Consider the following 22,546-nt stretch of genomic DNA (forward strand, 5'->3'; position numbering starts at 1 on the left):
CGGGAGCTCTCGCGAAGGGCGGACCCCTTGGCTGTACACCTCTCTTTCTCCAACCATCTCCGGGCCGACGGACTCTCGGTCGCCTACCCCGACCGGCGCGTCTTCGCCGACCTCGGTTTCGCCGTCGCCCCGGGCGACCGGCTCGGCCTCATCGGCGAGAACGGCGTCGGCAAGTCGACGCTGCTGCGGCTCCTCGCCGCCGACGACGGCCCGGATGCCTCGGCCGCCGGCCCGCTCGCACGGGCCGACGTCTCGGGGCGGATCACGCGCCCTCGACGCACCGGCCTGCTCACGCAGGAGCTGCCGTTCGCGCCCGATGAACTCGTCGACCTCGTGCTCGAGGCGGCCCTCGCCCCGGTGCGCGCCATCGAACGGGAGCTCGACGCCGCGGCCGCGGCGCTCGGCGCCGGTGCGGACGCCGACGCCGCATCGGCCGAGCACCGCTACGCGGCCGCACTCGACGCCGCCGAGCGCGCCGAGGTGTGGACCGCCGAAGCCCGTCGCGACGAGCTGCTCGACGGGCTCGGCGTGGCCGGGCTCGGCCGCGGGCGGCGCATCGACGAGCTCTCGGGCGGGCAGCGCTCGCGCTTCGCCCTCGCGGCGCTGCTGCTGTCGGCGCCCGACGCCCTGCTCCTGGACGAGCCGACGAACCACCTCGACGACGCCGCGGCCGAGTTCCTCGAGGGGCGCCTGCGCGCCTTCGCGGGACCGGTCGTGTTCGCGAGTCACGATCGTGCGTTCCTCGATCGGGCGGCGACGGGCCTGCTCGATCTCGATCCAGGGCGCCAGGGCGCGATCGCGGCGTCCGCCGGCGATGGGGGATCGGGCACCCTCGGCGGCACGGTCTTCGGCGGCGGATTCAGCGAGTTCCTCGGCGTGAAGGCCGACGAGCGGGCGCGATGGCAGCGGCAGTACGACGACGAGCAGGAGGAGCTCCGGCGCCTCCGGTCCTCGATCGGCGGGACGGCGCGCAACGTCTCGCACGGGCGGGCGGCGACCGACAACGACAAGTTCCTCAAGTACTTCAAGGGCGAGAACGTCGAACGTTCGATCGCACGCCGGGTGCGCAACGCCGAGCAGCGGCTCGCGACGCTCGAACGCGAGCAGCTGCGGAAGCCCCCTGCGCCCCTCGCGTTCGCCGGGATCCCGTCGGGATCGCATGCGCTCGAGGAGTCCGCCGGGCTGCTCGTGCAACTCGACGACGTCGAGGTCCCGGGCCGGCTGCGGCTCGAGCGGCTCCGGCTCGAGCCGCTCTCGCGACTGCTCGTGACGGGGGCGAACGGGGCGGGCAAGTCGACGCTGCTCGGCGTGCTCGCCGGGTCGATCGTCGCCGACCGGGGAGCGGTGCAGCGCCGCAGGGGACTGCGCGTGCAGCTGCTCGAGCAGGACGTCCGCTTCGCCGATCCCGCGGCGACGCCGCGGGCGACGTACGAGCGCGTGCTCGGCGAGCGCCGTGCCGAGCAGGTGCCGCTCTCGGGCCTCGGCCTCCTCGCCCCGCGCGACCTCGGGCGGCCCGTCGGCGCGCTCTCGGTCGGGCAGCAGCGCCGGCTCGCGCTCGCGCTCGTCCTCGCGCGCCCGCCGCACGTGTTCCTCCTCGACGAGCCGACGAACCACCTCTCGCTCGCGCTCGCGACCGAGCTCGAGGAGGCGCTCGGCGGCTACCCCGGCGCGGTCGTCATCGCGAGCCACGACCGCTGGCTGCGCCAGCGCTGGTCGGGGGAGCGGCTCGAGCTGCACCAGGGCAGGGCGGCCCCCGTCGCGGTCGCCGGCTGAGCAGGCGGGATGCCTCGGGGTGCGCCCCGAGGCATCCCGTTCTTCGGACATTCGCCCCTGCACGCTTGCGCGAGATTCGAATATATGTTCGAATGAACGAGTGCGGTGGAGCGGGCAGGAGTTGGGAGTCGACCAGGTCGACGCCCTTCCCGGCCTCGCCCGGCTCAACAACCTCGTGCGATCCGTGCAGACGCCCGAGTTCGCCGGCGTCACCTTCCACGAGGTGCTCGCGAAGTCGGCGCTGAACCGAGTGCCCGGCCAGTCGATGATGCCGTTCGGCTGGACCATCAACCCGTACCGGGGCTGCAGCCACGCATGCCTCTATTGCTTCGCGCGCCCGACGCACGAGTATCTCGATCTCGACGCGGGCGACGACTTCGACCGTCAGATCATCGTGAAGGTGAACCTCGCCGAGGTGCTGCGGCGCGAACTCGCCCGGCCGTCGTGGCGGCACGAGCCGGTCGCGCTCGGCACGAACACCGACCCGTACCAGCGGGCCGAGGGGCGCTACGAGCTCATGCCCGGCATCATCGACGCGCTCACGACGAGCGGCACCCCGTTCAGCATCCTCACGAAGGGCACGCTGCTGCGCCGCGACCTGCCGCTCATCGCGGCGGCGGCCGAACACGTGCCGGTCGATCTCGCCATGTCGATCGCGATCCACGACCACGAACTGCAGCAGTCGCTCGAACCGGGCACGCCGTCGACGAAGGCGCGGCTGGCGACCGTGACGGCGGTCCGCGATGCCGGGCTCGACTGCGCGGTGTTCCTCATGCCCGTGCTGCCGTACCTCACCGACACGCGGGCGCACCTCGACGAGGCGCTGCGGCAGGTGAAGGCGGCCGGGGCGACGAGCGTGCTGTACGCCGCGCTCCACCTGCGCGGGGCGGTCAAGCCGTGGTTCATGCAGTGGCTCGAACGCGAGCATCCCGAACTGGTGCCGAAGTACCGCTCGATGTACTACGGCAACAACGCCTACGCCCCGAAGGACTACCGACGCTGGCTCGCCCAGCGCATCCATCCGCTGATCCGGGCGCACGGGCTCGAACGCGGCATCGAAGACCCGGTGACCGGCGGAGTCCGGTCGACGGCAGAGCCCCGCGACCGCTGGACCCGGCCGGGGGCGGCTGGGCGGCCGAACGGCGCTGGTGCCCATGCGGGCTCCGAGAGGGCGTCGTCCACGCTCGAACTCCCCGCCGGACTGGGCGCGCTCGCCGACCCGGCGGCCCTGTTCTGACCCGCCATGAGCGGGCCGTCCTGACCCGTCATGAGCGAAACGCTGCGCTCGCGGTGCGTGAAGATGCGCGAATTCCCGCCGAACTGAGATAATTCGCTGAGTCCGATCGGCTCGCGAAGGTCGGGCGCTGCTCGCGAGTGGAGGTTCACGATGAGCCTGGGGTTGCCGGGGCACCTCGCGCGCGACAGCCTGAGTCGAGCGCTCGCGTTCGCCGGGCACTGCGCCGCGTTCGCCTTGCTGACGATCACGATCGTCGTGAGCATCCTCGTCGCGACCGTCGGCGAGCGGCCGACCGGGTGGACGGGGGCAGCGCTCGCCGGGGTGATGCTGCTCGCGCTCGTCGCCGTCGCCCTGCACCCGTCCGTCACCCTCACCGTCCTCGCGCTCGTCGTCGGCACCGGGGCGACGATCGCCTTCACGATGCTCGTCATGGAGCCCGGAGGCTTCGAATCGACCAACAACGCGGTGCTCGCGCTCCCGAGGATCGCGCTCCTGCTCGTCGGGGGCGCCGGAAGCGGCTCGCTCATCGCGATCGTCTGGGCCACGCTCGGCTACGCGCTCGGCGAGGCGGCGGCGTTCCTCGGCGTCGCGCTCGTCGGAGGCGCCTACGCCCCCAGCACGGCGGCGGCCGCCGCCTTCGGCATCCTGCTCGTGGTCAGGATCTTCGACGGCGTCTCGCGCCGTTCCGACCCCCGGCAGGAGACCGGGCTGCACCGCGCGAGCCAGCAGACCCGCGAACTCGCCATCCGCCACGACTACGAGCTCCGGGCCACCGCACGGCTGCACGACACCGCGTTGAGCCACCTCATTGCGATCTCCGCGGCCGGCTCGGGCACGGTCGACGAGCGGCTGCGCGCCGGGATCCGCCAGGATCTCGGGCTCATCGTCGGGCGGGACTGGGCGATCGACCACTCGGGGCAGGCCACGGCGAACGATCGCGGCAGCCGGCGCGCCGCACCTGTCCCCGAGCCCTCGCCGAACGGGGCGACCGGGCGAGGGCGATTCGCCCGTCGGGGCGCCGGCGGGGCCGCGACCCGATCGAGAACCGCCCCCGAGCCGGTCGAGCCGCGCGGCGACGGCACGACGATGCTCGTGCAGTCCTTCGCCGCGGCGTCGAACGCCGGCCTCGACGTGCGCGTGACCGGTGACCCCGAGATCCTGCACGTGCTCGGGCCGGGGCGCGCGGAGGCGCTCGACGCGGCCGTCGCCCAGTGCCTGATCAACGTCGCGCGCCACGCCGGCGTCGACGAGGCCGAACTCGCGCTCGGCCTCGGAGGCGGCGAGGTCACGATCGCGGTGATGGACAGCGGCGTCGGATTCGACGAGGGCGAGGTGCCCGACGACCGCATCGGGCTGCGCACCTCGATCCGCGCCCGCATCGAGCAGCAGGACGGCACCGTCCGGCTGTGGTCGACGAAGGGCATCGGCACCACCATCGTGCTCACCGTCCCGGAGGGCGGAGCATGATGCGCCTGACCCAGCAGGAGGCCGACCCGATCGGCGGCATCACTGCGGCGCCGATCGTGGCAATCGGGGCCGCGCTCGCCCTCGGCAGTGCGGTCGCCCTCACCTGGGTCCACCGGGGCGAGGTCGTCTCGCCCCTCGCGGCGATCGTCGCGATCCTCCTCGTCGCGGCGGCCGGAGCGGTCGCCGCGATCTCGGCCGCACCGTCGCGGGCGCCGTTCACGGCCGAGCGCCTCTGGGTCGTCGTCACCCTCGCCGTCGGCGCCGCGATCGCCGAGTACACGAGCACCGTCGGCTCCAACCGCTACCTCTACGACGACTTCGGGCCGGTCGTCATCGGGATGCTCATCCTCTCGGTGGCTCCGTACTGCACATGGGTCTCGCTCGCGCTCGCGGGTGTGCTGGCCTCGATCGTGCTGTCGATCCTCGTCGTCGGCGCCTCGAGCTACGTCGCGGCGGATGCCCCGGTCGGTGCCCTGGTGGCGGTGAACGCGGCGCCGGTCGTCGCGCTCTCCGCGGCCGCGGCCGGATACGCCTACGCGATCATCGCCGAGACCCTCGGCTGGCAGCGCGAGGCGAACCGTGCGGCCCTCCAGCGCGATACCGAGCTGCGGGCGGGCATCGCCCGCTCGGTGCAGCAGAGCCGGGTCTCGGTGCTCGGCCGTGAGGTGCTGCCGTTCCTCGCCGGCATCATGACCGCCGAACGGATCTCGGTGGCCGAGGCCGATCGGGCCCGCGAGCTCGCGGAAGAGCTTCGCCGTGCCCTGCGGGCGGGGCTCGAGTCGACCTGGCTCGACGACCTGGCGACCAATCTCAGGCTGACGCGGGGCATCGAGACCGTCGTCGACGACCCCTCCGGAGCCGCCGATCTGCTCGGCGACGACCAGCGTTCCGCACTCACGGCGCTCATCAGCTGGCTCGCCGAACCGGCGCGCTCCGAACGGGTGGCGGTCTCCCTCGTGAACGATCTCGACGGCGGCCGGATCGTGATCTCGGCGGTTCCGGCGGGTCGCCCGCCGGCCAAGCGCGAGATCGATCGGTTCATCGCCGTGGCGCGCGCCGTTTCCTTGGGTGCCGAATCGGCTTCGACGCGAGAGAATGTACGTGTGGAGCTGAGTTATGTCATCGATTGACGAAGGCCCGGCGCATCGGCACCGGCTTGCGATCCTCGACGACCACAGTCTGATCGTCGACAGCCTCGCCCGGTGGTTCGGCGACCGTGCGGCCGATTTCGACGTGGTCGTCACCGCGACCTCGTGGATGGACCTCGTGCGCAGCCCCGAGTTCCCCGTCGACATCGTCCTGATGGACCTCCAGCTCCCCGACGGCGTGTCGATCGAGTCCCGCATCAGGGCGTGCCGCGCCGCGGGCGCCCGGGTGATCGTGGTGACCGCGCTCGACGACGACGACTCGCGCGAGCGCTGCATGGCGGCGGGCGCGGCCGGCTTCGTCTCGAAGACCCTCCCCGCCGAGGTGCTCGTCGACTATGCGCGTCGGGTGATGCGCGGCGAGCGTCTGCCGCGGCAGGCATCCCGACCCGGCGCCCGATCCGTCGGAGCACCCGGCGCGGCCGGCGCGGTCGCGACGATGTCGGGCGTGCATCTCAGCCCCGCCGAGGAGAAGGCTCTGCGCTACTACGCCCAGGGGCTCAGCACCCTCGAGGTCGGGCAGCGCATGGACGTCGGCTACGAGACCGCGAAGACCTACCTGCGCCGTGTGCGCGAGAAGTATGCGAAGGTCGGCCGGCCCGCGAGCCGCAAGGCGGAGCTCATCCGTCGCGCGGCGGAGGACGGGTTCCTCGAGTAGATGGCGAAACTGTACTTCCGCTACGGCGCGATGAACTCCGGCAAGTCGACGGCATTGCTCCAGGCGGCCTTCAACTACGAAGAGCGCGGGCACCGGGTGCTCCTCGCGAAGCCCGCCGTCGACACGAAGGGGGATCGCGGCATCGTCTCGCGCCTCGGTGTCGTGCGCGAGGTCGATTTCGTCATCGAACCGGATGCTCCGGTGCTCGACCGCTTCCAGGGGCACCGAACCCGGGTGATCGAGGAGTCGGGCCGCGACGTCAGCTGCCTGCTCGTCGACGAAGCGCAGTTCCTCTCGTCGGAGCAGGTCGACGACCTCCTCCGCATCGCGCTCATCGACGGCATTCCGGTGCTCGCCTACGGCATCCGCACCGATTTCCAGACGGTCGCGTTCCCCGGCAGCCGGCGCCTCCTCGAGGTCTCGCACTCGCTCGAAGAGCTGAAGACGATCTGCCGCTGCGGCCGCAAGGCGATCTTCAACGGGCGCAGCGTCGACGGGCGGTACATCTTCGACGGCGAGCAGGTCGCGATCGACGGGGTCGAGGTGGAGTACGAGTCGCTCTGCGGCGTCTGCTACCTGCAGGAGTCGGGCGGCGTGCTCAACGGGCGGCACTGACCGGTCGAGCACGCTCGCCGCGGAACACCACGAAGTGGTAGAGCAGGAATCGCGCGAGCACGACGACGGCGATGCTCGCGAGGTTCACGATGTTCACCGCGATCGGTCCGGCCTCCCGGCCCAGCGCGGCGGAGGCGACGGCGACGCCCGCCCACACCAGCGCGGCGCCGAGCGCCGTGCAGAGGGCGTTCACGATCACGAAGAGGGTGATCTCGACGGCTCGGCTGTGTCCTCCCCGGTCGCGGAACGTCCACTCGCGATTGCCGAAGTACGCGTTCACGAGTGCCACGAGCGAGGCGATGATCTTCGCCCACACGAGATCCCAGCCGAGGCCGAGGTAGAGCGCGTTGAACACGCCGATCTCGATGAGCGTGGAAAGGGCGCCGACGGTGAGGAACCGGGCGCCGAGCCCGGCCGCACGGAGGAAACGGGCACTGGTCGGCATCTCCACTACGCTACTACCCAACGTCCGTGCGGCGAGCGCACGGCGACCAGTTGGGGAGTCGGCGTGCGACTGAGCCATCTCGCGGTTGTGATGCCGGCATACAACGAGGCCGAGGGCATCGTCGGGTTCCTCCAGGAGCTCGAGGCGAACCTCTCGCCGTTGGCGGCCGAACTCGAGTTCATCGTGGTCGACGACCGGTCGACGGATGACACGGGGTCGGTGCTCGCCGCGCTCGCCCGCGACCTTCCCCGACTGCAGGTGATCACCGCCGAGGCCAACCGCGGCCACGGTCCGACCGCCCTCGCCGCGTACCGCGCCGGTCTCGCCGCCGAGTCCGAACTGGTGGTGCACGTCGACGGCGACGGCCAGTTCGCGGGCGCCGACGTCGCCAAGCTCGTCCGCGCGTCGATGGGCACCGATGCCGACGTCGTGCACGGCGTCCGCACCGGGCGCAGCGATCCCTGGTTCCGTCGAGGACTGACCGCGATGGTCGGCGTCGTCGTGACGATCGTCGCCGGGCGTCGCATCCCCGACGTCAACACGCCGTTGCGCGCGTACCGGCCCGCACCGCTCGCCGCGCTGGTGTCGACGGTGCCGCAGAACGCACTCGTGCCGCACGTGCACTTCTCGATCGCCGAGGTCCGCAACTCGTTCCGGGTTCGATACGTGCGCGTGGCGAGCCTGCCGAGGCGGGGTGCCGACGCGCAGGGCACGATGTGGAGCGACGCAGGCCGCCGGTCGCGCCTGCCCCAGGTTCCGCCGCCGAGACTCCGCCGTTTCGCCCGCCAGGCCGCGGTCGAACTCTGGCAGGTCTCGCTGAGACCCGGACGGGTCGAGTGAGCGCGACCCCGTCGACGTCCGTCGGGCGCGGTCGCATCGGCGCGGGCACCATCCTGTGGTGGGTCGTCCTCGCGACGGTGGTCGTCGCGAACCTCGCCGTGCTCGTGCCCGCCTTCACGACCGTCCGGCTCTGGGAGGACGAGGCGTTCAACCTCACGGTGCCGCTCAACCTCCTGCGAGGGCTCGGCTACACGAGTGACGGCACGCTCTCGGGCAGCGAACTCACGCCGTTCGACGTCCGGATCTCGACGGGCCCGGTGCTGCTGCTGCCGGTCGCTGCGCTCATCGGTCTCGGGGTCGACACGGTCATCGCCGGTCGACTCGTGGGCCTCGCCGGTTATCTGCTCCTCATCGGCAGTCTGTGGATCATCGGCCGCAGATTCGGAGGACGCTGGGCGGGCCTCGTCGCCGCGGCGCTGCCCCTCGCCTTCGCGAGCGATCGCCTCCCTTCGCCGATCCAGACGCCCGTCGACGTCCTGGGCGAGGTCGCGACCGCGGGGCTGCTCGCAGCGGCGCTCGCGGTGCTGCACCGGCGACCGTGGCTCGCCGGACTCTTCGTGGGCCTCGCCATGCAGACGAAGTTCATCGCGGTGCTCGCGCTCCCGGCGTTCGCGCTGGCGGCGCTGTTCGACGCCCCGGGGGCGACCCTGGTCGGGCGGGCCCGTCGGGCGATGCCGCGTGTCATCGCGGCCGCCGCGTGCGCGGCCGCGCCGACCGTGGCATTCGAGCTCGTCAAGCTCTTCGCGCTCGGGCCGGCCGGGTGGGTCGTGAACCTGCGGGAGTTCGTGTGGTTCGTGCGCGGCGGCGGTCAGCGCGGCTATGCCATCCCTCCGATCGAGAAACTGCATGCCCTCCTGGATGCCTGGCACCTGCCGCCGTGGCTCGTCGCCGTCGTCCTCGTCGCCGGGGTGGCACTCGCCGTCATCGGGCTGCTGGCAGTGCGCCGCGACCCGCGTCTCCTCGCCGATCCGGGCGGTGCGACGGCGACGCCGCGTGAGTTCGCGGTCGTCTCCGGCGCGGCGCTCCTCGGCCTCACGATCTTCCTCATCTGGTGGCCCCTCTCGATGCATACGCCGACCTGGCTGCGCCACCCGGCGCCGGCGGTGCTCGCATTCGCCCCGGTGCTCGTGGCAGCGACGCTCACGCTCGCCCGGGTCGCGTTCGCGAGTGCGGGGCGCCGTGTTCCGGTCGAAACGCCGACCGTCGTCGGCGAGGGGACGGCACCGGCGGGATGGAGGGCGGGGCGGTCCCGCCGTCTCGCCGCCGCAACCGTCGGCGCCCTCGGCGTCGGACTCCTCCTCGTCTCCCTGGGCGGCCGCGTCGCGCTGCCCGGGTACGGCGACTGGGAGACCCTTGCCGACCAACGCGCTGCAGCGCGCGATATCGCCGAGCTGCGAGGCGACCTCGGCGCGGATCGACTCGCGAGCCCCTGGGGCGGCGAAGTCAGCGTCGTCGTGCTGTCGGGGGCTCACGCCGCCCTCGTGGATGCCGGTGCGGTGGTCGTCGGAGACCCGCAGGTCTGGCACGAGTCGCATCGCCCCGAGACGTGCGAATCGCTGCTGCTCAGCGGTCGATACCGCGTCTGTGCTCCGCCGGAGTAGGGCGAACGGGGACTCCGCCAAGATGCGGGCGGACAGGGCGACGCGCACGTGCACGACCTTTCGAAGTGTCTGGCGCTGCCGCCGAATCGGCGTGATGATGGAGTCGAGAGGGGGGATGCATGAGCGAGATCGTCGTGGGCGTCGGTGCCGCGGAGGGCGCAGGCCTCCTGGCCGTGCGGTGGGCTGCGGAACAGGCGTCGGCACGCCGATCGACGCTGCGCCTCCTCCACGTCGTCGATGAGGCGATCGAGGCGAGCGGCGACGCGGATCTGCTCCTCGCCGTGCTGGACGCGGCCCGCGCGTCGCTGGCGGTCGCCGCAGATGCCGCCCGCGCCGTCGACCCGTCGCTCGAGATCGTCACCGACCTCGAGCAGGGCGCGCCGATCGCGCACTTCGAGCGGCGTTCGCGTGCCGCTGAGCTCCTCGTCGTCGCGAGCGATACGCACGGCGGCAAGCGCCCGAGCCGGCGCGGCGTGCACAGCCTCCGCATCGCGGCGGCGAGTCACGCGCCGGTCGCGGTCGTGCCCGACATCGACGTCTCGGCCCGATCCGGCGTCGCCGTCGGCATCGACGGATCGGACGTCGGTGCGCGGGCGCTCGAGTTCGCCGCGACGGAGGCCGAGCGGCTCGACTGCCCGCTCATCGCGGTGCACGCGTGGGATCTGGCGCTGATGGCCGGCGGCGAGTACGGGTACGGCGTCTCCGCGTTCGCGATGGACGACCTCACGAGGGCTGCGCACGAGGTGCTCGCGGACGCCCTCGTTCCGCTGGATCGATCCCACCCCGGGCTCGAGATCGATCGGCGGGTGATCGCCGGCGACCCGGTCGTCGCCCTGGCCGACGCCGCGGCCGAGGCCGAGCTCCTCGTCGTCGGGAGCCACGGCCGCAGCGCCCTCGCGCGGTTCCTGCTCGGCTCGGTCAGCCACGGCGTGCTGGCGCGCCTCGAGGCGCCCACGGTCGTCGTGCGGTGACGGCTCCCGCGGGGCTGGGCGCGCGGGTGCGCGACCGCCCTGCGCCGCGAGTCGACGGCATCGACGCGGCCCGTGGTCTCGCACTCATCGGCATGTTCGTCGCGCACGTCGCGCCGGTGGCGGCGACCCCCGAGGTCGCCGAGCTCATCGCGATCGCCGACGAGCGCCCACGCCTGCTGTTCGCGCTCACCGCCGGGTTCGGGCTCGGCTTCCTCACCGGCGGCACCCGCCCCGTGACCGAGGGTCGCGGCGTGCTGCGCCGTCAGCTCGCCGTGCGCGCCGTCATCCTCGTCGCGCTCGGCCTGCTCATCGCGGCGACGCTCCATCCGCTCGTGTTCATCATCCTCGACGTCTACGGCGTCGCGTTCCTCGTCATGCTGCCGTTGCTCTTCCTGCCGGCGCGCGTCGCCGTGGTCGTCGGCGCCGGGCTCCTCGCGGTGGCACCCGGCGTCGCGACCGCGGCGCAGTACAGCCAGGAGCTCCTGATCGCGAGGGAGAGCGGCCCGCGCCTGCTGTGGGACTGGCTGCTCACCGGCGCGTATCCGGTCATCGTCTGGGTGCCGGTGATGCTCATCGGCCTCGGGCTCGCGCGGATGGGGGCGGCGGATCCGCGAGTGGTCCCGCGGTACGCGCTCGCGGGCGCGATCACCGCGGTCGTCATGCTGCCGCTCACGCGGCTGCTGCCCGCCGAGGCGGATGCCACGGCCACGCCCGCAGAGCACGCGGTCTCCGCCTCGGCGCTCGCTCTCGGCAACGTGGGCCTCGGGCTCGTCGTCGTCGCGACGATGGTGATGCTGACCGCGCTCGCCCGTCCGGCCGTGACGCGGATCGCGGGGGCCGTGCTGTCTCCGGTGACGGCGATGGGCGCGATGCCCCTCACCATCTACACCCTGCACCTCGTGGTGATCTCTGCGGCGAAGCGCGTCGAGGACGGCTTCGTCACCGACGACTCCTGGGGGTTGACGATCGGGCTCATCGCCGGCGGGATGGCGTTCGCGTGGCTCTGGAGGCGATTCCTCGGGCGAGGTCCGCTCGAACGGCTCCTGCGGGCGGCGAGCGGTCGATCGGGCGCCGCAGCCGGAGGCGCCGACTGACCGCCCATCGGGCGATCGCACGGAGCGTACGCGAGAATGGAAGCCCGACCGAAAGGGACTCCATGCGCATCTCGGTGATCGGCTGCGGCTATCTCGGCGCCGTGCACGCCTCGGCGATGGCCGAACTCGGGCACGACGTCGTCGGCATCGACGTCGATCCCGCCAAGATCGCGGCGCTCGCCGTCGGGCGTCCGCCGTTCTTCGAGCCGGGGCTCGCCGAGATCCTCGCTTCCGCGACCGCGACGGGCAGGCTCCGCTTCTCGAGCGACATCGCCGACGCGGCCGGCGCCGAGGTGCATTTCCTCGCCGTGGGCACGCCGCAGGCCGCGGACAGCCATGCCGCCGACCTGCGCTTCGTGAACGCGGCCTTCGAGGCCGTCGTGCCGCACCTCGCCGACGGCGCGCTGATCGTCGGCAAGAGCACCGTTCCCGTCGGCACCGCCGGGCGCCTCGCCGAGCGTCTCGTGGAGCTCGCACCCCACGCCTCCCTCGCTTGGAACCCCGAGTTCCTCCGCGAAGGCTACGCCGTGCGCGACACCCTCGAGCCCGATCGACTCGTCTACGGCGTCGGCGACGACCACGCGGCATCCGTGCTCGATCAGGTCTACCGCGCCGCGATCGAGGCGGGCACACCGCGGATCGTCACCGACTACGCGACCGCCGAGCTCGTGAAGGTCGCGGCGAACGCCTTCCTCGCGACGAAGATCAGCTTCATCAACGCCATGAGCGAGATCGCGGATGCCTCGGGCGCCGACGTGACCGCCCTCGCCGACGCGATCGGACACGACGCGCGCATCGGGCGCCGCTTCCTCAACGCCGGCGTGGGATTCGGCGGCGGATGCCTGCCGAAGGACATCCGGGCGTTCACCGCTCGCGCCGAAGAGCTCGGTCGCGGCGAGGCGCTCGCCTTCCTCCGAGAAGTCGACGCCATCAACCTCCGTCAGCGTCAGCGCGCCGTCGACCTCGCCGTCGCCGCCCTCGACGGGAGCGTGCACCGCAAGCGCATCGCGGTGCTCGGCGTCACCTTCAAGCCCGAATCCGACGATGTGCGCGATTCGCCGGCGCTCGATGTCGCCGTGCAGCTCAAAGGACTCGGCGCCGAGGTCGTCGCGACGGACCCCGAGGGCATCGACAACGCGCGGGCGCGCCATCCGCAGCTCGACTACGTGAGCTCGACCCGAGAGGCGCTCCGCGGCGCCGACCTCGTCGTGCTCGTCACGGAATGGCGCGAGTACCGGGCTCTCGATCCGGTGGAGACCGCCCGGCTCGTCGCCGGGCGGCGCATCATCGACGGGCGCAACGTGCTCGACGCGGCAGCCTGGCGGGCGGCCGGCTGGGAGTACCGGGGCATCGGGCGCCCCTGACACCCCGAGAACGACGAAACCCCCTCCGAAATCGGAGGGGGTCTCTACCCGGTCGGGGTGACAGGATTTGAACCTGCGACCTCGTCGTCCCGAACGACGCGCGCTACCAAGCTGCGCCACACCCCGGGGTGACCCTTGCGGGCCTCAACAAGAATAGCCGATAAATCGAGCGCCTCCGACCACTGCGCCGTGCCTCGCCCTCCGCAGCGGCCGGGCGCCGCGGTTGCGGGCATCGGGGCCTATTCGGCGGGGACGAGCGTGATGAGCGTGGCCTCGGGCGGGCACGCGAAGCGCACCGGGGCGAAGATCGAGGTGCCGAGGCCGGCCGAGACGTTGAGGAACGCCGACCGCAGCCCGTGGCGCCAGATGCTGAGCCCCTTGACCTGCTTGCGGGGGATGTCGCAGTTGGTCACGAGCGCCCCGTAGCCGGGCACGCAGACCTGGCCGCCGTGCGTGTGGCCCGCGAGGATCAGCTGTGCACCGTGGTTCACGAAGGAGTTGAGCACGCGCTGGTACGGTGCGTGGGCGACGCCGATGGTCACGGTGGGCCGCGCGGTGGGCTGCGGGGTCTCGTCGAGCCAGCTCTCCTCGCCGAGCGGGTCGTCGGCGCGGAGCTCGTCGATCGCACCGGTGATGAGGTCGAGCCGGTCGTATCCCTTGTGCGGATCGTCGACGCCGAAGAACTCGAAGTGCGTGCCCCGGAGGTCGAGGCTCGCGGCGGTGTTGTCGAGGTCCTGCCAGCCGAGCTCGGCGAAGAACCCGTGCAGCGCCTCGATGTCGAGCCGCTTCGCCGAGCGGCGGAGCCGCGACGGACCCGCGAAGTACGCGAACGGATTCTTCGGCGTCGGGCCGAAGTAGTCGTTCGAGCCGTTGACGAAGACCCCGGGGATGCCCGCGAACGGCTCGAATGCCCGGCGGATCCCCTCGAGGCCGCGCTCATGGCCGAGGTTGTCGCCCGTGTCGACGATGAGGTCGGGCTCGAGCAGGGCGAGCTCGCGCACCCATTCCTGCTTGTCGCGCTGCCACGGCGCCATGTGGAGGTCGGAGAGGTGGAGGACGCGGATCGGCTGCGCGCCGGCGGGGAGCACCGGCACCTCGGCGCGTCGGAGGGTCCAGCGGGTGCGCTCGACGAGCGAACCCCAGGCGAACGCGGCGACGCCCGCCGCGCCGATCGCCAGGGCGATCCGCGCGACGGGCGTCAGGCGGGCGGTCAACCGTTGCCCGGAGGGGTCTCGGGGCCGCCGTCGCCGTCGCCGCCGCCACCGGTGAAGCGGCCGATGACGATCGTCACCTTCTGGCCGGGTTTCGCGTTCTCGCCCGGGCCAGGCGACTGCGAGATGACGAGGCCGTTCTTGCTCTCGTCGTCCGTGTCCTCCTCCTTGCGGTCGGCCCGGAAGCCGGCGGCCCCGAGGGTCGCCTCGGCCTGGTCGGCCTGCATGCCGCTGACATCGGGCACCCCGGTCAGGTTGCCGCGACTGGTCTTCAGCGAGATCGACGACCCCCGCGGAGCCTGGCCGGTCGCGGACTGGCTTCCGATCGTGCCCTTCGGCTGCGCCGAGTCGACGTCGCCGTCCATCGACCAGCCGAAGCCGGCCGCCTCGAGCGCCTTCTGCGCAGCGTCGGGCGCAAGGCCGAGCACGCTCGGCACGTTGGCCATCGGGGTGCTCAGGTACTTCCGGTCGGGCTCGGGGAACCCGTCGCCGCCGTACTTGCTGTTCGCGACGTCCATGATGCGCGGCCAGATGTTGTGGCGGAGGACGGCGGCCTGCTCGCCGTTGATGTAGGTCTCGCGGAGGTTCACGAATCCGGTGACGTTGTAGACGCCCACGACCGTCGCGACCTTCGACGAGGCGCCGCTCATCCAGGTGGCGTACGCGTCGTCGGTCGTACCGGTCTTGCCGATCATCGGCGTGCCCGCGGTCTCCATGCTGCCGCGCGACGACGTACCCGTGCCTTCGGTCATGACGCGCTGCAGCGCGTAGTTCATACCTGCGGCGACGTCGGGCGTGATGGCCTGCGTGCACGTCGACTTCGGGAACTCGACCGGTTCGCCCTTGCCGTCGGTGATGCTGTCGATCGCGACGGGCGTGCACGACTTGCCGCCGCCGGCGACCGCGGCGAACGCCGTCGCCATCGAGATCGGTGCGACCTCTTCGGTGCCGAGCACGGCCGAGGGGCCGAACGGGATGCGGTCGCCGTCCTCGTCGAGACCCTCGCCGAGCGGCTTGCCGTCGGCGCGACCGGCGCTCATGAGCCCCGTCGCGGTCTTCTTGATGCCGCACAGGTCGAGCTGCTTCGCCATGGCGACGAAGCCGGTGTTCTCGGACCGGACCGTGTTGTGCAGCGCACTCCAGTACCCGCCGTTGCCGCCCTCGTCATTGCGCGGGTCCCAGTCGCCGGCGTCCTTGTCGCCGTCGCAGCTGTCCTTGAACGTGCCCCAGTTGTTGCGCTTGCGGGCGTCCATGCTCTCGTTGACCGAGTGGCCCTCCTTGAGCCACTCGCCGAGCGTGAAGATCTTGAACGTCGATCCCGGCTGGAAGCCGTGGGAGCTGCCGTAGTCGATCGTCGCGTTGTAGTTGACGGCGTCGAAGCCGTCGCCGGTCACCTCGGGATCGACGTTGTACGTCGTGTTCTGCGCCATCGCGAGGATGCGTCCGGTGCCGACCTCGACCGACACGGCCGAACCGCCGATGTTCGCCTCGGCGATCGACCCGGGGACGTTATCGTGCACGGCCGAGTAGGCCGCGGACTGCAGGTCCATGTCGATCGTCGTGTAGATGTCGAGGCCGCCGCGTTCGAGCATGCGCGCGCCCTCGTTCTCCTCGGTCTCGGGGTTGTCGAGCTTGTTCTTGATCTCCCACGTGACGTAGTCGCAGAAATACGCGTAGACGGGCGAGGCCTGGCAGCCGCTCGACGGCGGCACGATCTTCGGAGCGACCGGCTCGGCGACCGCCGCGTCGTGCTCCTCCTGGGTGATCTTCTTCTCCTCGAGCATCTTCCCGAGGATGTAGTCGCGGCGCTCCTTGTTGCGCGCGTACGGCACGGTCTCGCCGTCGACGACCGTCGCAGCCCCGTTGAGCTCGTCCTCGGGGTAGTCGAGCCGGAACTCCTCAGGGCTGTTCACGATCGCGATGAGGCTCGCAGCCTGGGCGAGCGAGAGGTCCCTCGCGTTCGTGCCGAAGTAGTACAAGGCGGCGGTCTGCACGCCGTAGATCTGGCCGCCGAAGCCCGCGATGTTCAGGTAGCCGCCGAGGATCACATCCTTCGAGTACTCCTTCTCGACCGTGATCGCGTACCGCATCTCCTTGAGCTTGCGGTCGACCGAGGTCTTCGTGTGCTTCTCCCACGCCTCGGTGCGCTCTTCATCGGTCGTCGCCTTCGACATGTCGTTCGCCACCAGCACGTTCTTCACGTACTGCTGCGTGATCGACGAACCGCCCTGGGTATCGCCTCCGATGACCGTCTTCAACGCGCCGCGCACGGTGCCCGCGATGTCGATGCCGCCGTGGTCGTAGAACCGGGGGTCCTCACCGGCGACCGCGGCGTCCTTCAGGTACTGCGAGATGTACTTGAACTCCACCTCCTCGCGGTTGTCGTCGTAGAAGAACGCCATCGCCGACGGAGTGCCGTCGGGCTTCATCGCGTAGATCGTCGACTTCTGCGCCAGCTCGCCGATCTCGAGGTACCCGGGCAGGTTCTCGAACATCGTGATGCTGTTGTTGGCAGCCATACCGGTCACGGCGAGGGCCGGGGTCACCGCGGCGGTCACGAGGACGCCGGCGAGAGCGCTCATGCCGACGAACCCGAGGATTCCGGAGCCGACGTCGCTCATCGTACGTTTTTGGGCAGACATATAGTGGAGCTTAACGGAGAAGGCTGGCAAATCCCGATACGTGCGCTGGGCGTCGCATCCGGGTACGACACGCCGCGAACCGCGATCCCGCACGTATCGTGCACGAGACATCCATCGAGGGAGCCCACATGCCCGCCTGGGAGTACATCACCACTCCGCTGCTCATCCACAACACCGCCGCGATCCTCAACAACTGGGGTTCGGAGGGCTGGGAGCTCGTGCAGATCGTGCAGGGCCCCGAGGGCGGCCTCGTCGCGTACCTGAAGCGCCCCAAGGGCGGCGAGGACTCGGCGGCGGCATCGGCCGGCGCCGCCGCGGCCGCGCAGGCCGCGAAGCAGTTCGAGGGCGAGGGGCACGCCTGATGGCCGGCTACGAGGCCCGCCTCGCCGAGCTCGGCATCGAGCTCCCCGAGGTCGCCGCCCCCGTCGCCGCCTACGTGCCGGCCGTCGTCACCGGCTCGTACGTGTACACCTCGGGCCAGCTGCCGTTCACGGCCGGCGCCCTGCCGGCCACCGGCAAGGTCGGCGACGGGCACGGGCTCGTGCCCGCCGACGACGCCAAGGCCTACGCCCGCACCTGCGTCCTCAACGCGCTCGCGGCCGTGCGCGCCGAGATCGGCTCGCTCGACCGCGTCACCCGCATCGTGAAGCTCGTCGGCTTCGTCGCGAGCGACCCGGCATTCACCGGACAGCCCGGAGTGATCAACGGCGCCTCCGAGGTGCTCGGCGAGATCTTCGGCGACGCCGGGCGCCACGCCCGTTCGGCCGTCGGCGTCGCGGTGCTGCCGCTCGACTCGCCGGTCGAGCTCGAGCTCGTCGTCGAGTTCGCATAGCCCGAGCAGACAGCAGGATGCCCCGGCGGGATCGATTCCCGCCGGGGCATCCGTCGTCGTGCGGAGCGTCGCGGAGCGGCTACTTCACCTGCTCGCTGATGATCTGCATGATCGAGGTGTCGGCCAACGTCGTCGTGTCGCCGATCTGACGGCCCTCGGCGAGGTCGCGCAGCAGGCGCCGCATGATCTTGCCCGAGCGGGTCTTCGGCAGCTCGTTGACGATGAACACCTGGCGGGGACGAGCGATCGCACCGATCTGGGTCGCGACGTGCTTGCGCAGCTCCTCCGACGCCGCGGCGACGTCGTCGCCGTGCGCGGCCTGACTCGCCTTGAGGATCACGAACGCCACGACCGCCTGGCCCGTGGTCTCGTCGGATGCGCCGACGACGGCCGCCTCGGCGGTCCACGGGTGGGCGACGAGCGACGACTCGATCTCGGCCGTCGAGAGCCGGTGGCCCGAGACGTTCATGACGTCGTCGACCCGGCCGAGCAGCCAGATGTCGCCGTCCTCGTCGCGGCGCGCGCCGTCGCCGGCGAAGTACTTGTCGCCGAACTTCTCCCAGTAGGTCTCCTTGAACCGCTCGGGGTCGCCCCAGATGCCGCGGAGCATCGACGGCCACGGCTCGGTCACGACGAGGAGCCCGCCCTCTTCGCCTTCGACGGGGGCGCCGTCGTCGGTGAGGATGTCGATCGAGACGCCGGGCACCGGCACCTGCGCCGAACCGGGCTTCAGGTCGGTGACGCCCGGCAGCGCCGAGATCATGATCGCGCCGGTCTCGGTCTGCCACCAGGTGTCGACGACGGGGATCGAGCCGCCGCCGATGACGTGGCGGTACCAGATCCAGGCCTCGGGGTTGATGGGCTCGCCCACCGAGCCGAGCAGGCGCAGCGAACGCAGGTTGAACTGGTGCGGGATCTGCCGGCCCAGCTTCATGAACGAGCGGATCGCCGTGGGGGCCGTGTAGAGGATCGAGACCTTGTACTTCTCGACGATCTCCCACCAGCGACCCGGGTGCGGGGTGTCGGGGGTGCCCTCGTAGACCACCTGCGTGGCGCCGTTGGCGAGCGGGCCGTACACGACGTACGAGTGGCCCGTGATCCAGCCGACGTCGGCCGTGCACCAGTAGACGTCGGTCTCGGCGTGCAGGTCGAAGACGTTCTTGTGGGTGAACGCGGCCTGGGTGAGGTAGCCGCCGCTCGAGTGCACGACGCCCTTCGGCTTGCCGGTGGTGCCGCTCGTGTAGAGGATGAACAGCGGGTGCTCGGCGTTGAACGGCTTCGCCGCGTGCTCGCCCGAGGCCTCGGCCACGGTGTCGTGCCACCAGTGGTCGCGGCCGTCGACGACGTCGACCTCGTTGCCCGTGCGCTTGACGACGAGCACGTTCTCGATCGATCCGGCGGACTTGGCGATCGCCTCGTCGACCGTCGGCTTGAGCGGGAAGACCCGCCCCTTGCGGTACCCGCCGTCGGCGGTGATGACGAGCTTCGCCTCGGCATCGTCGATGCGCGAGGCGAGGCTGTCGGAGCTGAACCCGCCGAACACGACGGAGTGGATGGCGCCGATGCGCGCGACGGCGAGCATCGAGACGATCGCCTCGGGGATCATCGGCAGGTAGATGGCGACCCGGTCGCCCTCCCCGATGCCGAGGCCCTCGAGCACGTTCGCCGCGCGCTTGACCTCGTCGGTGAGCTCGGCGTAGGTGATGTCGCGGCTGTCACCGGGTTCGCCCTCGAAGTGGATGGCGACGCGGTCGCCGAGGCCGGCGGCGACATGGCGGTCGAGGCAGTTCTCGGCGACGTTGAGCTCGCCGTCGTCGAACCACTTCGCGAACGGCGGGTTCGACCAGTCGAGCGTGCGGGTGAAGGGCTTCTGCCAGGTGAGGAGCTCTCGCGCCTGGTCGGCCCAGAAGCCGAGGCGGTCGGCGCGTGCCGACTCGTAGAGCTCGTGGCCGGCGACGGCCTGGGCGGCGAACTCGGGGCTCGGACGGAAGCGCCTGATCTCCTCGAGTGCGTGATCGATCTGAACGGTCATGGTTCTCCGGTCGCTCCTTCGCGATCTGTTTCATCGGTTGGGTCGCCTGCCCCAAGCAGCACCCTACCTCTCGCTCATGCATGCATTCGACGAGTGAGGAAACACATCGTCGGTTTGCACTTCCGTGCACGGCTTCGGAGTATTACTGTGCCTTTGCGCAGAGAAATCTGTATGTCCGCACAAATGAGGACAAAAATACTTGCGCATTCATTCTGAGGCCCTACACTGAATACCGCCCGAACACTCGTTTCGAGGCCTGCAGCGCTCGCGATTCCCCCCAATCCTTGCGCTGCCGAGGCGGCACCTGTTCCCCCCAATGGGTGCCGCCCCCTTTCGTTAAGCGCACCTCTCGCAGGTGCGGGTCGAATCCTCCTCCACAACGACGTGGAGGGGGATTTCTTCTTCTCCGCGTTCGAACGGATGCCTCGGGGCTCGCCCGGCTCCATACGCTCGCCGCATGTCCATCCCCTTCGTGGCGACGCCCTCGTGGCAGACGAACGAGATCGCCGTGCCGCGTACGCGGTCGATCAGCCGCGCGTCGTCGTCGTGCGCGCCCTCCGAGTTCGAGGCGAACGACCGGTTCACCGAGATTCTCAACGGCCTCGAGTACGGATTCGGGGCGACGGAGGGGGAGACGCGGGCCGCGGCATCCCTCGTCGATCTGGCCGTGCTCGACGCCCTCGCACCGTTCGCGGCCGACGGGCCGGTCACCGATCTGTTCGTCAACGGCGGCGCCGGACTCTGGGTCGACCGGGGCGACGGGGCCCGCCGCGAGCCCGGGTGGGCGGTCGAGGAGTCCGAGGTCCGCGCGCTGGCCGTGAAGCTCATCGCCCGCGGCGGACGCCACGTCGACGAGGCCACCCCGACGGTCGACGTCCGGCTCGGTCTCGGCATCCGCGTGCACGTGGTGCTGCCGCCCGTCTCGACCGGGGGCACCCTCATCTCCGTGCGCATCCCGAGGGCGGCCGGTCGATCGCTCGCCGAGCTCGCGACCACCGGCATGCTCGACGACGTGCAGCGCGAGCTGCTCGAGCGCGCGGTGCGCGACCGCCGGAACCTGCTCGTCACCGGTGCCGGCGGCACCGGCAAGACGACGATGCTCGCCGCGATGCTGAGCGGGGCGCCCGCGCACGAACGCATCGTCGTCATCGAGGACGTCGCCGAGCTCCGGTTCGCGCACCCGCACGTCGTCTCGCTCGAGGCGCGCCAGGCGAATCTCGAGGGCAGCGGGCGCATCGGGCTCGACGCGCTGCTCCGAGAGGCGCTGCGGATGCGCCCCGACCGGCTCGTGGTCGGCGAGTGCCGCGGCGCCGAGCTGCGCGAGCTCCTCGCCGCGCTCAACACCGGGCACGACGGCGGGGCCGGCACGCTCCACGCGAACTCGCTCGCCGACGTCCCCGCCCGGCTCGAAGCGCTCGGCGCGACGGCGGGGCTCTCGCCCGACGCAGTGGCACGGCAGACGGCGAGCGCCTTCGACCTCGTGCTGCACCTCGAACGCGTCGACGGCTGCCGGCGTCTCGCCCAGATCGGCCGGTTCGCCCTGCGCGGCGATCGGCTCGGAGTGGAGCCGCTGTGATCGCGCTGACGAATCTCGTGCGCCGACGCGCGGCCGACCCGGGCGCGGGGGTCGACGCGATCGCGTCGATCACCGAGCGCCTCGCCGTGCTCCTCGCAGCGGGGGTGCCGGCCTCGAGCGCCTGGCGCCACGTGTCCGCGGAGGACGGCGCTGCGGGCACGACCGGAACCACGGACGGCGGCCCGGCCGTCTCCGGCGACGAGCGGGTGCTCGCCGCGGCCGCCGAGGCGGCGTCGCAGGGGGAGTCGGTCGCCGCGGCGATCGCCGTCGCAGGCGCGGCCCACCCAGGGGCCTCCCTCGCCTGGCCGGTCCTCGCCGCGGCCTGGGCGGTCGCCGCCGAGTCGGGTGCGCCGCTCGCCGCGAGCCTGCGGAGCCTCGCCGTCGTGCTTCGCGACGAGGCACAGCTGCGTCGTGACGTCGGCGCCGCGCTCGCCGGCCCCGCGGCCAGCGCCCGGCTCGTCACCGCCCTGCCGCCGATCACCGTCGTGTTCGGAGCGACGCTCGGCTTCGACACCGTCGGCGTGCTGCTCGGCAACCCCATCGGCCTCGCCTGTCTCGTGCTCGGCGCGCTGCTGCTCTGGGCCGGAGCGGGATGGAACCGGCGGCTCGCCCGGACCGCCTCGGTCTCGCGCGCCGACGCCGGACTCGAGCTCGAGCTGCTCGCGATCGCGATGTCGAGCGGCGCCTCGGTCGAGCGGGCCAGGGTGCTCACCCGTGAGACCGTCCGCACGCACGTGCCGCACTCGGGAGACGGCCGCGCCGTCGACGAGGTCGTGGCGCTCGCGGCCCGGGCGGGCGCCCCGGTCGCCGAGCTCCTCCGCGCCGAGTCGCTCCGGGTGCGCCGCGCCGCCCGCTCGGCGGGTGCCGCGGCGGCGGCGGCACTCGGCGTACGCCTCATGCTGCCGCTCGGACTCTGCGTGCTGCCGGCCTTCGTGCTGCTCGGCGTCGCGCCGCTCATGATCTCCGTCGTCACCGGCACCCTCGGCGATGCCTCGTGACGACCCAGGACTCGTGCCGCCGATCCGCCGGGCCTCCGGCACTAC

General features: G+C 71.6%; 19 protein-coding genes and 1 tRNA gene. 15 read left to right on the plus strand and 5 right to left on the minus strand.

Features of this window, described 5'->3' with window-relative positions:
* The first annotated feature begins 27 nt into the window (after positions 1 to 27).
* The 6 genes from ACFVTR_RS02620 to ACFVTR_RS02645 all read left to right on the plus strand — a co-directional run bounded on the left by ACFVTR_RS02620 (position 28) and on the right by ACFVTR_RS02645 (position 6,895).
* Positions 28 to 1,773, plus strand: a complete 1,746-nt coding sequence (locus ACFVTR_RS02620) for an ATP-binding cassette domain-containing protein (RefSeq protein WP_387034475.1) — start codon at positions 28 to 30, stop codon at positions 1,771 to 1,773.
* Positions 1,774 to 1,873: 100 nt separating this feature from the next.
* Entirely contained in the window at positions 1,874 to 3,010 is a 1,137-nt protein-coding gene (locus ACFVTR_RS02625) for an Rv2578c family radical SAM protein (RefSeq protein WP_387034476.1), read from the plus strand.
* Between the two features lie 150 nt (positions 3,011 to 3,160).
* Positions 3,161 to 4,477 carry a sensor histidine kinase gene (locus ACFVTR_RS02630; protein ID WP_387034478.1) on the plus strand — a complete coding sequence of 439 codons (1,317 nt, stop codon included), beginning with the start codon at positions 3,161 to 3,163 and terminating at the stop codon, positions 4,475 to 4,477.
* A complete protein-coding gene (locus tag ACFVTR_RS02635; RefSeq protein WP_387034480.1) occupies positions 4,474 to 5,607 on the plus strand; it encodes a hypothetical protein in 1,134 nt (377 codons plus the stop codon). Before ACFVTR_RS02630 ends, ACFVTR_RS02635 begins: the two co-directional genes overlap by 4 nt.
* Positions 5,594 to 6,280, plus strand: coding sequence for a response regulator (locus ACFVTR_RS02640; RefSeq protein ID WP_387034482.1), 687 nt, complete (start codon positions 5,594 to 5,596; stop codon positions 6,278 to 6,280). The genes ACFVTR_RS02635 and ACFVTR_RS02640 overlap by 14 nt, the downstream gene beginning before the upstream one ends.
* The gene (locus ACFVTR_RS02645) at positions 6,281 to 6,895 is read left to right on the plus strand and encodes a thymidine kinase (RefSeq protein ID WP_387034484.1); all 615 of its coding nucleotides are present in this window, start codon (positions 6,281 to 6,283) and stop codon (positions 6,893 to 6,895) included.
* On the opposite strand, the gene ACFVTR_RS02650 is transcribed toward ACFVTR_RS02645, so the two are convergent.
* Entirely contained in the window at positions 6,879 to 7,340 is a 462-nt protein-coding gene (locus ACFVTR_RS02650) for a GtrA family protein (RefSeq protein WP_387034485.1), read from the minus strand. The genes ACFVTR_RS02645 and ACFVTR_RS02650 overlap by 17 nt on opposite strands.
* A 90-nt stretch (positions 7,341 to 7,430) precedes the next feature.
* On the opposite strand from ACFVTR_RS02650, the gene ACFVTR_RS02655 reads away from it, so the two are divergent.
* The 5 genes from ACFVTR_RS02655 (at position 7,431) to ACFVTR_RS02675 (ending at position 13,210) form a co-directional block, all read left to right on the plus strand.
* On the plus strand, positions 7,431 to 8,180 hold the full coding sequence (locus ACFVTR_RS02655; protein ID WP_387034487.1) for a glycosyltransferase family 2 protein: 750 nt from the start codon (positions 7,431 to 7,433) through the stop codon (positions 8,178 to 8,180).
* Positions 8,177 to 9,781: a hypothetical protein gene (locus ACFVTR_RS02660; protein WP_387034489.1), complete on the plus strand. Its 1,605-nt coding sequence runs from the start codon at positions 8,177 to 8,179 to the stop codon at positions 9,779 to 9,781. Before ACFVTR_RS02655 ends, ACFVTR_RS02660 begins: the two co-directional genes overlap by 4 nt.
* A 119-nt stretch (positions 9,782 to 9,900) precedes the next feature.
* Positions 9,901 to 10,752, plus strand: coding sequence for a universal stress protein (locus tag ACFVTR_RS02665; protein WP_387034491.1), 852 nt, complete (start codon positions 9,901 to 9,903; stop codon positions 10,750 to 10,752).
* A complete protein-coding gene (locus ACFVTR_RS02670; protein ID WP_387034493.1) occupies positions 10,749 to 11,846 on the plus strand; it encodes a heparan-alpha-glucosaminide N-acetyltransferase domain-containing protein in 1,098 nt (365 codons plus the stop codon). The genes ACFVTR_RS02665 and ACFVTR_RS02670 overlap by 4 nt, the downstream gene beginning before the upstream one ends.
* 62 nt (positions 11,847 to 11,908) lie before the next feature.
* Positions 11,909 to 13,210 (plus strand): UDP-glucose dehydrogenase family protein, encoded by a 1,302-nt coding sequence (locus ACFVTR_RS02675; protein WP_387034495.1) that lies wholly within the window; start codon positions 11,909 to 11,911, stop codon positions 13,208 to 13,210.
* 52 nt (positions 13,211 to 13,262) lie between these two features.
* On the opposite strand, the gene ACFVTR_RS02680 is transcribed toward ACFVTR_RS02675, so the two are convergent.
* The 3 genes from ACFVTR_RS02680 to ACFVTR_RS02690 all read right to left on the minus strand — a co-directional run bounded on the left by ACFVTR_RS02680 (position 13,263) and on the right by ACFVTR_RS02690 (position 17,042).
* Positions 13,263 to 13,336, minus strand: a tRNA-Pro gene (locus ACFVTR_RS02680).
* Between the two features lie 113 nt (positions 13,337 to 13,449).
* On the minus strand, positions 13,450 to 14,424 hold the full coding sequence (locus ACFVTR_RS02685) for a metallophosphoesterase (protein WP_387034497.1): 975 nt from the start codon (positions 14,422 to 14,424) through the stop codon (positions 13,450 to 13,452).
* Entirely contained in the window at positions 14,421 to 17,042 is a 2,622-nt protein-coding gene (locus tag ACFVTR_RS02690; RefSeq protein WP_387034499.1) for a transglycosylase domain-containing protein, read from the minus strand. The genes ACFVTR_RS02685 and ACFVTR_RS02690 overlap by 4 nt, the downstream gene beginning before the upstream one ends.
* 149 nt (positions 17,043 to 17,191) lie before the next feature.
* Between ACFVTR_RS02690 and ACFVTR_RS02695 the strand changes: the two genes are divergently transcribed.
* A complete protein-coding gene (locus ACFVTR_RS02695) occupies positions 17,192 to 17,425 on the plus strand; it encodes a hypothetical protein (RefSeq protein ID WP_157422335.1) in 234 nt (77 codons plus the stop codon).
* Entirely contained in the window at positions 17,425 to 17,895 is a 471-nt protein-coding gene (locus tag ACFVTR_RS02700) for a RidA family protein (protein WP_387034501.1), read from the plus strand. Before ACFVTR_RS02695 ends, ACFVTR_RS02700 begins: the two co-directional genes overlap by 1 nt.
* A gap of 79 nt (positions 17,896 to 17,974) precedes the next feature.
* Here the strand turns inward: ACFVTR_RS02700 and acs are convergent, their stop codons facing one another.
* Positions 17,975 to 19,927 (minus strand): acetate--CoA ligase, encoded by a 1,953-nt coding sequence (acs, locus tag ACFVTR_RS02705; RefSeq protein ID WP_387034503.1) that lies wholly within the window; start codon positions 19,925 to 19,927, stop codon positions 17,975 to 17,977.
* 457 nt (positions 19,928 to 20,384) lie between these two features.
* Here acs and ACFVTR_RS02710 point away from each other — a divergent pair, with 457 nt between their 5' ends.
* Together ACFVTR_RS02710 and ACFVTR_RS02715 are read left to right on the plus strand one after the other, a co-directional pair.
* Positions 20,385 to 21,503 (plus strand): TadA family conjugal transfer-associated ATPase, encoded by a 1,119-nt coding sequence (locus ACFVTR_RS02710; protein ID WP_387034505.1) that lies wholly within the window; start codon positions 20,385 to 20,387, stop codon positions 21,501 to 21,503.
* Positions 21,500 to 22,501, plus strand: coding sequence for a type II secretion system F family protein (locus ACFVTR_RS02715; protein ID WP_387034507.1), 1,002 nt, complete (start codon positions 21,500 to 21,502; stop codon positions 22,499 to 22,501). The genes ACFVTR_RS02710 and ACFVTR_RS02715 overlap by 4 nt, the downstream gene beginning before the upstream one ends.
* Positions 22,502 to 22,546: the final 45 nt, after the last annotated feature.

Source organism: Agromyces sp. NPDC058126, assembly GCF_042884595.1.
GTDB lineage: Bacteria > Actinomycetota > Actinomycetes > Actinomycetales > Microbacteriaceae > Agromyces.

Coding starts and splice junctions, on each gene's coding strand:
- ACFVTR_RS02665 (WP_387034491.1), top strand. CDS start 9,901: ATGAGCGAGATCGTCGTGGGCGTCGGTGCCGCGGAGGGCGCAGGCCTC.
- ACFVTR_RS02655 (WP_387034487.1), top strand. CDS start 7,431: ATGCCGGCATACAACGAGGCCGAGGGCATCGTCGGGTTCCTCCAGGAG.
- ACFVTR_RS02690 (WP_387034499.1), bottom strand. CDS start 17,042: ATGAGCGACGTCGGCTCCGGAATCCTCGGGTTCGTCGGCATGAGCGCT.
- ACFVTR_RS02635 (WP_387034480.1), top strand. CDS start 4,474: ATGATGCGCCTGACCCAGCAGGAGGCCGACCCGATCGGCGGCATCACT.
- ACFVTR_RS02675 (WP_387034495.1), top strand. CDS start 11,909: ATGCGCATCTCGGTGATCGGCTGCGGCTATCTCGGCGCCGTGCACGCC.
- ACFVTR_RS02710 (WP_387034505.1), top strand. CDS start 20,385: ATGTCCATCCCCTTCGTGGCGACGCCCTCGTGGCAGACGAACGAGATC.
- ACFVTR_RS02650 (WP_387034485.1), bottom strand. CDS start 7,340: ATGCCGACCAGTGCCCGTTTCCTCCGTGCGGCCGGGCTCGGCGCCCGG.
- ACFVTR_RS02700 (WP_387034501.1), top strand. CDS start 17,425: ATGGCCGGCTACGAGGCCCGCCTCGCCGAGCTCGGCATCGAGCTCCCC.
- acs (WP_387034503.1), bottom strand. CDS start 19,927: ATGACCGTTCAGATCGATCACGCACTCGAGGAGATCAGGCGCTTCCGT.
- ACFVTR_RS02645 (WP_387034484.1), top strand. CDS start 6,281: ATGGCGAAACTGTACTTCCGCTACGGCGCGATGAACTCCGGCAAGTCG.
- ACFVTR_RS02640 (WP_387034482.1), top strand. CDS start 5,594: ATGTCATCGATTGACGAAGGCCCGGCGCATCGGCACCGGCTTGCGATC.
- ACFVTR_RS02695 (WP_157422335.1), top strand. CDS start 17,192: ATGCCCGCCTGGGAGTACATCACCACTCCGCTGCTCATCCACAACACC.
- ACFVTR_RS02630 (WP_387034478.1), top strand. CDS start 3,161: ATGAGCCTGGGGTTGCCGGGGCACCTCGCGCGCGACAGCCTGAGTCGA.